6 protein-coding genes are annotated in these 8,219 nt (G+C 38.9%); 5 read left to right on the top strand and 1 reads right to left on the bottom strand.

What is annotated here, in order from left to right; translation table 11 throughout:
* Positions 1-289 precede the first annotated feature (289 nt).
* The 5 genes from recG (at position 290) to VLZ86_RS05105 (ending at position 6,636) form a co-directional block, all read left to right on the top strand.
* Entirely contained in the window at positions 290-2,392 is a 2,103-nt protein-coding gene (recG, locus tag VLZ86_RS05125) for an ATP-dependent DNA helicase RecG (RefSeq protein WP_325449403.1), read from the top strand.
* A gap of 264 nt (positions 2,393-2,656) precedes the next feature.
* Positions 2,657-3,721 (top strand): serine hydrolase domain-containing protein, encoded by a 1,065-nt coding sequence (locus VLZ86_RS05120; protein ID WP_325449401.1) that lies wholly within the window; start codon positions 2,657-2,659, stop codon positions 3,719-3,721.
* A gap of 60 nt (positions 3,722-3,781) precedes the next feature.
* A complete protein-coding gene (locus VLZ86_RS05115) occupies positions 3,782-4,690 on the top strand; it encodes a serine hydrolase (protein WP_325449399.1) in 909 nt (302 codons plus the stop codon).
* Positions 4,691-4,894: 204 nt separating this feature from the next.
* Entirely contained in the window at positions 4,895-5,476 is a 582-nt protein-coding gene (locus VLZ86_RS05110) for a tRNA-(ms[2]io[6]A)-hydroxylase (protein ID WP_325449397.1), read from the top strand.
* Positions 5,477-5,628: 152 nt separating this feature from the next.
* On the top strand, positions 5,629-6,636 hold the full coding sequence (locus VLZ86_RS05105; protein WP_325449395.1) for a hypothetical protein: 1,008 nt from the start codon (positions 5,629-5,631) through the stop codon (positions 6,634-6,636).
* 65 nt (positions 6,637-6,701) lie between these two features.
* Here the strand turns inward: VLZ86_RS05105 and VLZ86_RS05100 are convergent, their stop codons facing one another.
* The gene (locus VLZ86_RS05100) at positions 6,702-7,913 is read right to left on the bottom strand and encodes a TlpA disulfide reductase family protein (protein ID WP_325449393.1); all 1,212 of its coding nucleotides are present in this window, start codon (positions 7,911-7,913) and stop codon (positions 6,702-6,704) included.
* Positions 7,914-8,219: the final 306 nt, after the last annotated feature.

Below are 8,219 nucleotides of genomic sequence, written 5' to 3'. Positions count from 1 at the left end.
TCTGCTTTAAGCCTTTTAAAATCTACAGAATCAGTTTGTTGCGCAGAAAGCACTCCGAAATTAAAAACAAGACAAAGTAAAAAAAAAATCTTCATTTATGGATTTTAGTTAAGATATGACCAAAATAAGAAAATAAAAACGATAATTCTGTAATGCCATTGACCCTTTGTGAAACTTCTATTTCTTTGTGTAACTTTGCGATATAGCTATTGCACAAAGGAGACATAAAGGTACCACAACGTCCAAACCAGTGGTCATTTAATGGACTTCAGTGCTTCGCAAGACAAACATGAACACCAACCTTCAAACACCCATAGATTACCTCAAAGGCGTAGGTCCAAATCGCGCAAGTTTGCTGCGTAGTGAACTTGGCATTCATACCTATCAAGACCTGATCAACCTTTTTCCCAACCGTTATATTGACAAAACCCAATACTATAAAATCAACCAATTACAGCGCAATAGCGCTGACGTCCAGATTACCGGTGAGATTACGAGTCTGAAAGAAGCTGGAGAAGGACGCGCCAAACGTTTGATAGCTACCTTTAAAGACGACACGGGCAGTATGGAACTTGTGTGGTTTAGAGGCCATAAATGGATTAGGGACAGCATTAAATTTGGAAGAACATATGTTATTTTCGGAAAAACCAATTGGTTTAATGGTGTTTTTAGCATGCCCCATCCTGAAATGGAACTGCTGGAAGAGCACGAAAAAAACTTGCGTTCTGCCATGCAACCAATTTATCCGTCCACCGAAAAACTGGCAAACAAAGGCATCTCCAATCGTGTTTTAAATAAAATAATGCAACAATTATTTTTGGAAACAAAGGGACGATTTGAAGAGACACTTTCTGAAAGCCTTCTTTCCGATCTCAAATTAATTTCAAAAAGCAAAGCGCTTTTTAATATCCATTTTCCCGAAAATCAAGCGCTGTTATCCCTTGCACAATTCCGCCTTAAATTTGAAGAATTATTTTATATTCAGCTACAATTGATCATCAAAAATCTGATCCATAAATCGAAAATAAAAGGCTATAATTTTGAACATGTCGGACACTATTTCAACACCTTTTATCAAGAGCATTTACCCTTCGATTTAACCAACGCCCAGAAACGAGTTTTGAAAGAAATAAGGGCCGATTTGGGAAGCAATGCACAAATGAATCGCTTATTACAAGGAGACGTAGGTTCAGGAAAGACCATAGTAGCGCTCATGTCAATGTTAATCGCACTTGACAACGATTTCCAGGCGTGCTTAATGGCACCGACTGAAATTTTGTCAGTCCAACACTATCATGGACTAGTGGAGCTATGTAATAAATTGAACATCAGAATAGAACTACTCACTGGTTCAACTAAAACTTCACAAAGAAAAAAAATTCATGAAGCGCTCGAAAATGGCGATTTGGACATCTTAATCGGCACTCATGCGCTCCTTGAAGATAAGGTGAAATTCAAGAATTTGGGGCTCGCAGTCATTGATGAACAGCATCGTTTTGGAGTGGCACAACGCAGTAAATTATGGCACAAAAACACCTCACCTCCGCACATTTTAATCATGACCGCAACGCCCATTCCGAGAACCTTGGCGATGTCGGTGTATGGTGATTTGGATGTGTCCGTAATTGATGAATTACCACCTGGAAGAAAGAACATCAAAACGGTGCATCGCTACGATAAAAATCGGTTGAAAGTTTTCAGATTCATCCGCGATGAGATCGCAAAGGGCAGACAAATTTATATCGTATATCCGCTGATTCAAGAAAGTGAAACCATGGATTATAAAGATTTGATGGATGGGTACGAAAGTATTGTCAGGGAATTTCCATTGCCCGATTATCAAATTTCTATTGTCCACGGAAAAATGAAACCGGCAGATAAGGATTTTGAGATGCAACGTTTCGTTAAAGGTGAAACCCAAATAATGGTAGCCACCACAGTTATTGAAGTGGGCGTAAATGTACCTAACGCTTCCGTAATGATTATTGAGAGTGCAGAACGCTTTGGACTATCTCAATTACATCAATTAAGAGGCCGTGTAGGTCGAGGTGCAGAACAAAGTTACTGCATTTTGATGACTAGCCACAAACTCAGTGAGGATAGCAAAACCAGGCTACAAACGATGGTTAGCACTAATGACGGATTTGAAATAGCAGAAGTAGATTTGCGACTACGCGGTCCTGGCGATTTAATGGGCACTCAACAAAGCGGGGTCTTAAACCTTAAGATCGCCGATGTTATTAAAGACAAAGACATTCTTCAACATGCACGCCATCACGCGAAAGAGATTTTAAAAGCAGATCCATCATTATCGCTTCCTGAGCACAAAGTCCTGCGCTATACTTACGCCCAGTTGACAAAATATAAGAATATTTGGAATTATATTTCATAGCTTTGTTGTCCTCAGTTTTCAGAAGATTAGGCGACTGAACTATGATCTCCAATGGTTTTTAGGTCAAAACTAGGACTTCGTATCACATTTTTCATAAATTTGAGTGAAATGCCTTAAAGTTCATATCCGCCTATCAGTTCAGACGGGATTTAAATTTTAAAAATAACCTACCAAAATATCGTTGGAATAACATGTAAACTAAATAAAATGAGGAAATTATGTTTTTTTATATCAATTACCACAGCATTGATAACATTCAACTGCATGGACAACAAAAAAACACCTGTGCAAACAGACACCATAGGCACAAGCGAATTAGATGCCTATTTTTCTAAAAAAATGCCAGCTGACGAACCTGGTGGAGCGATCTTAATCATGAAGGGTGACAGCATCGTATTCAGTAAAGGATACGGGCTTGCCGATCTCGCACTCAACACCAAAATCGACGCCAACACCCTTTTTAATATTGGCTCCATTTCAAAAACGTTTGTTGCCAATGCCATTTTGATGTTACAGGATGAAGGTAAACTTTCGGTGGAAGACAACATGACACTGTACTTCCCTGATTTTAAAAATAAGGAAATTGCCGAAAAAGTAAAAATCAAACATTTAATCACCCACACTTCTGGTCTACAGGATACTAGGGAAACCAAAACAGATTCGTTATTTTACTTGACCGCCAAAGATGTCGAAAACTGGTATCCCACAACCCAGGCACAAAATTTAAATTTTGAACCTGGCACGCGCTACGACTATTCCAACCCAGCGTACAATGCCTTGGCACTGATTATTGAAAAGGTGAGCGGAATGAAATGGCAAAAATATATTGCAGATAACATTTTTAAACCTTCTGGAATGAAAACAAGCACCATTACAGATGGGCCACACCCTGAAACTGGTGTTTCCCACGGCTACATAAAAAACAATGGAAATTGGCTTGAAAAAGATTATGGTGAGGAACCAACCTTTGCAGCGGCCGGTAATGGCGGCGTCTGGAGTTCAGTAAATGAATTGGCCAAATATGAATTGGCCCTGCAGGAACACAAATTTATTTCGGCATCTATTTTAGAAGATTCACGAACTATTAAACCATGGCCAAATTGGCAAGATGCCACGCCCCCATTTATAGGCTGGTCTTGGTTTATTGATCAAACAACAGATGGTTTCAAAACGGTGGGCCATACCGGAAGCCAAGGTGGTTTTTTATGTAATTATGTCACTGTGCCCGAAAAAGAGATCACATTCATTATTCTTTGTAATACACCTAGGGATGTTGATGGCTTTTCAGATTTTATCTCGGAATGGCTCATCCAAAATAATTGGCTTTAACCTCACCATAATATCATCAATATTCCTACCTCACAACATAGAACAAAAACGTATTAAATCATGGAATCCTTAAAAACTACTTTTGCCATTGCACTCGTTTCATTATCACTTTTATTTTCTTCCTGTCAAGAAAAAAACTCTAAAAAAGAAACTTTAGAAAAAACCATTCAGGCTCAAATTGATTCAATAGATGGTACTGTCGCTGTGGCATTTTATAGTCTATACGAGCCTAAGGATAGCTTGTTAATAAATGTTGATGAAAAATTTCATGCGGCCAGCACTATGAAAGTGCCCGTAATGATCGAGTTATTTAAACAAGCTTCCGAAGGAAAATTAAATCTGAAGGATTCGATTTTATTGAAAAATGAATTCAAAAGCATTGTGGACGGCAGCTTATACAGCATGGATATCACCGATGATAGCGACGATATTATCTACAGTCAAATAGGCACAAAAGTAGCGCTCACTGATTTGATGCATAGCATGGTTACCATAAGCAGTAATTTAGCAACCAACATCCTCATTGAATTGGTTGATGCCCAAAAAACAACGGCAACCATGCGGGATCTAGGTGCAAAAAACATAGACGTTTTGAGGGGCGTTGAAGATCAAAAAGCATATGATAAAGGTTTGAGCAATTCTACCACCGCCAGGGACTTGATGATAATCATGGAAGCCATTGCCACACATACTGCTGGTAAAGAAGAAGATTGCGAAGAAATGATTGCTATTTTAAAAGAGCAACAGCATAACGAGGTCATTCCGATGCATTTACCTCAAGCGGTTGAAGTGGCTCACAAAACCGGTTCTATAACTGGTGTACACCATGATGCTGGAATTATCTACTTACCTGATGGCCGTGCTTATATATTAGTTTTACTCTCGAAAAACCTAAATGATTTTGACCAAGGCACTGCAAAACTGGCTAAAATATCTAAAACGGTTTATGATTATGTCATGAGCAATTAGAGGAATTTCTTTGCTGTCAATACTTGACTGTAAATCAACTTAACTATTTTGAACAAAAGCAACATCGTCGTGTTTCAATACCTTAAACGACGTGTACGGAGATATAAATCAAAGTGTCTTCATATTTACTGCTCTTCTACGACATCTAGAAATATGACTATCTTCGAAGCCGATTTGAGAAGTTTAATTTTTCACTGATATGACATGCTACACTTAAAATTAGAAACAGATCCGCGATGGGTTGCCATTGCTGAGGATAATATAGAGGCCATTTTGACTGACCATGCGTGGTGTGAACAAAAAGCTGCTACCAATGCCATAACCATCATTACCTTAAATCCGCAATATGAAGATTTAGTGACGGACCTATTGGAACTCGCCAAGGAGGAAATGGAACATTTTCAAATGGTGCACGAGCTCATTAAGAAGAGAGGCTACACCTTAGGAAGGGAACGAAAAGACTGCTACGTCAACAAACTCTATAAATTCATGAACAAAGGCGGTAGCCAATTGCAGAGCATGGTTGATCGATTATTGTTTTCGGCCATGATTGAAGCCAGAAGCTGCGAACGCTTTAAAATGTTGTCACAACATGTGGAAGACCCAGAGCTTTCTAAGTTTTACTATGATTTAATGGTAAGTGAAGCGGGACATTATACACTTTTCATCACTTATGCGCGCAAATATGGCAAAGACATTGATGTTGACAAGCGTTGGAAAGAACTCGTAGATTTTGAAGGCGAATTGATTAAAGAATATGGTAAGAGCGAAAGCATTCATGGGTAGCTAAGAGCTGAAAGCGTGACGCTGGCGGCGAGTTTGATCTGCAATTTTCTGAAAAAACTAATGGTGCATTAAATTTAAAAAGCTAACTTAGATGTCCGCTTGCCTTATAGTCTAGACTGTGTAAATATTTGATTATCAAAAACAATGGTCTCATGAAAAATATACTTTTTTTCTTAATGGCATCCTTTGGCTTAATTTCTTGTTCTACCGAAGATGCCGCAGTCATACCGCCCGACGAAGACCAGTCTCTAATCTATTATTACGACCGAAAGGAAAATGGAAATTTACAAGTTTACTCTTATGACGGAGTCGAGGAAACCAATTTGGTCAATGACACTTCCTACGATTATTGGTGGATCAAGGTGCATCCTGATAAAACTAAGTTTTTATGCTATCGCTCTCCAAAAAATGCAGGCCTTAACTCTTATGAGGTTTGCGAATTAATGGTTTTTGATATTGATGGCAAAAACGGTCGTGTCATTGTACCCCTCCATTCCTACGGATGGGAAATTCAAGCGCATGCAAAATGGTCTCCAGATGGCACAAAGATATTGGCAAGCGCCAAATGTCCAGACCCCTCCATCAACGATATGGTATCACGAGGGCGAATGGTGGTCTTCAACGCCGACGGAAGCAATCCTTTTATTGTTTCCAAATTTAAGCATGACGTCGCTGATCCCGCTTGGTCGCCTGATGGACGTCAGGTCACATATGTGGGGCCTTCGGATTTAAATTTTCCTACAAATCCAGAAAAAGCTGAAATCTATCAAGCAACGCTCAACTATTCTACAATGGCATTGGAAAACCCTATTAGATTAACTTATGATGATCTTTATTGTTACGACCCGGCGTGGTCGCCAGATGGCAAATGGATTGCTTACAGTAAAGGCCCTTTTTTCAATCTGATCTGGCATGAAAACCATGATATTTATAAATGTAAACCTGATGGCACAAAAGATGTTTTAGTATTACATGATGGGAAAGTCAATGGTGTGCCCACTTGGACTCCAAACGGAGACCGCTTGATTTTCCATGTGCTTGGATTGAACGGACCGCCACCATTTAGCCTATACAGCTGCAGCGCGAATGGCGATGATAAAAAACTTATTTTGAGCACCAATGGAATTTATAGAACGACGCCATCGGCAATAGAAAAATAAAAGTCTTTATGTTAATCTTACTTATATAAACTAGCTCAGTAGGCAGTGTTAGTGTAGGTACAGCTTTACTCTTGCAAAAGTTTGTCCACAAAGGTTCTGAACTCATTTTTGAACTGTACATACTTTTCTCCAGTTGCCGGACCATTAAAACCCGTATGGATTTTTCGGACTTTTCCTGTCTTATCAATAAAGACAGTGGTTGGATAAGAAACCACCTGCTTCAACATAGGTAATTTCTTCTGCGCCTCAATCTTATCTGCAGTTCCATATTGTGCCAATAGAACAGGGTATTCAATCCCCAATCTATCCTTTAATCGTTTTATACCCTCAAAGGCTAGAGAATCTGTCTTAGCGTTTTCAAAAGCCAGCGCTACAAACTCGACATCCTTTTCCGAATTTAGTTTAGAATATTCAGAGAAAAAAGTGCTTTCGTCCAAACAATTTGGACACCAAGTCCCCATAAGTTGCACCACAACAACTTTATTCTGAAATTGGGCATCCGCTAAAGAAATCGTTTGTCCGGCGTCATCTGGAAAACTAAAGTCAAATGACGCCTCCTCATGCTGCAACGTGGTAAGTGTCGTGGCATCGGGCAGTTCAAAATGCTCATTTCGATTTCCTTCAAAGGTTGCACGCCAATTATTACCGGAATAAAAAACACCATTGAGGATACTGTCCGTAACTGTCGCAACGAACAAAAATGCATGGGATCCATCAAATGCAGACATTTTCAACTTATTCCCGGTTATGACGCCCTCAAGGAATCTATAGTCGCCTATTTGAGTTCTAAAGGTCCCGGTCACCTTCTGTTCCTTTTGCTGAAAAATGCCCTTGGCAACATATGTTTCTTGACCGGTTTCAGGAGTAAATGCCACTTCCCAGTTTCCTGAGATATTCGCTGTAGGCGTTTCTTTGACCTCAAATCGATCTTTCGAACCATAAATCGCTTTAAACGGCATCTTTGTATCCATTCCCTCATTGATAAAACTGCCTACCATGCCTTCTTTCGTTAATTTCAGAGCGAAATAACTTCCAAAAACCGGCATCTTTATAAATATAGAATCGTTTTTATAGGTAATGTCATCCACTAAAATGACTTCTTTTGCATTCAAAATCTTTAAACTCTTGTCCGCCGTAACCTCAAAATTAAAAGGTAAAATTTCGTCGTCAGTAACTTGTAACTCACCCAGCCAATGCCCATGTTGCATTTTTTTTGAATAGTCCTTATTGCAGGAAACCAAAGTGAAAACAGATAAAATGATAAGCAAAAACTTCATATTGTATTTGGGACTTTTTAATTGACGGTTAAAATAAAGCTAATAATCGTACAAAATAAAATTATTTACCATTTCTATAACTACATACTATTATTATCTTTACGCCAAATTTGAAAACAAGACGGAACATTGGGTTGCATGTAGATAATTTCAAGCGTAGAAAAAGAAATTCGAAACATCACCCTGTAGCATAACACTCAAAAAATGAAGATTTCATATAATTGGTTAAAGCAATTTGTAAATATTGATTGGACTCCTGAGCAAACAGGCGAACTCCTTACTGATCTGGGCCTTGAAGTTGAAGGC

Origin of the sequence: Gelidibacter sp. (assembly GCF_035515035.1) — a bacterium.
GTDB lineage: Bacteria > Bacteroidota > Bacteroidia > Flavobacteriales > Flavobacteriaceae > Gelidibacter.
The sequence above is the reverse complement of the archived record's forward strand: the minus strand, read 5'-3'. Positions and strand labels throughout refer to the sequence as shown.

Excerpts from the sequence above, each read along its gene's own strand:
- recG (WP_325449403.1), top strand. The coding sequence starts at position 290 with ATGAACACCAACCTTCAAACACCCATAGATTACCTCAAAGGCGTAGGT.
- VLZ86_RS05120 (WP_325449401.1), top strand. The coding sequence starts at position 2,657 with ATGGACAACAAAAAAACACCTGTGCAAACAGACACCATAGGCACAAGC.
- VLZ86_RS05115 (WP_325449399.1), top strand. The coding sequence starts at position 3,782 with ATGGAATCCTTAAAAACTACTTTTGCCATTGCACTCGTTTCATTATCA.
- VLZ86_RS05110 (WP_325449397.1), top strand. The coding sequence starts at position 4,895 with ATGCTACACTTAAAATTAGAAACAGATCCGCGATGGGTTGCCATTGCT.
- VLZ86_RS05105 (WP_325449395.1), top strand. The coding sequence starts at position 5,629 with ATGAAAAATATACTTTTTTTCTTAATGGCATCCTTTGGCTTAATTTCT.
- VLZ86_RS05100 (WP_325449393.1), bottom strand. The coding sequence starts at position 7,913 with ATGAAGTTTTTGCTTATCATTTTATCTGTTTTCACTTTGGTTTCCTGC.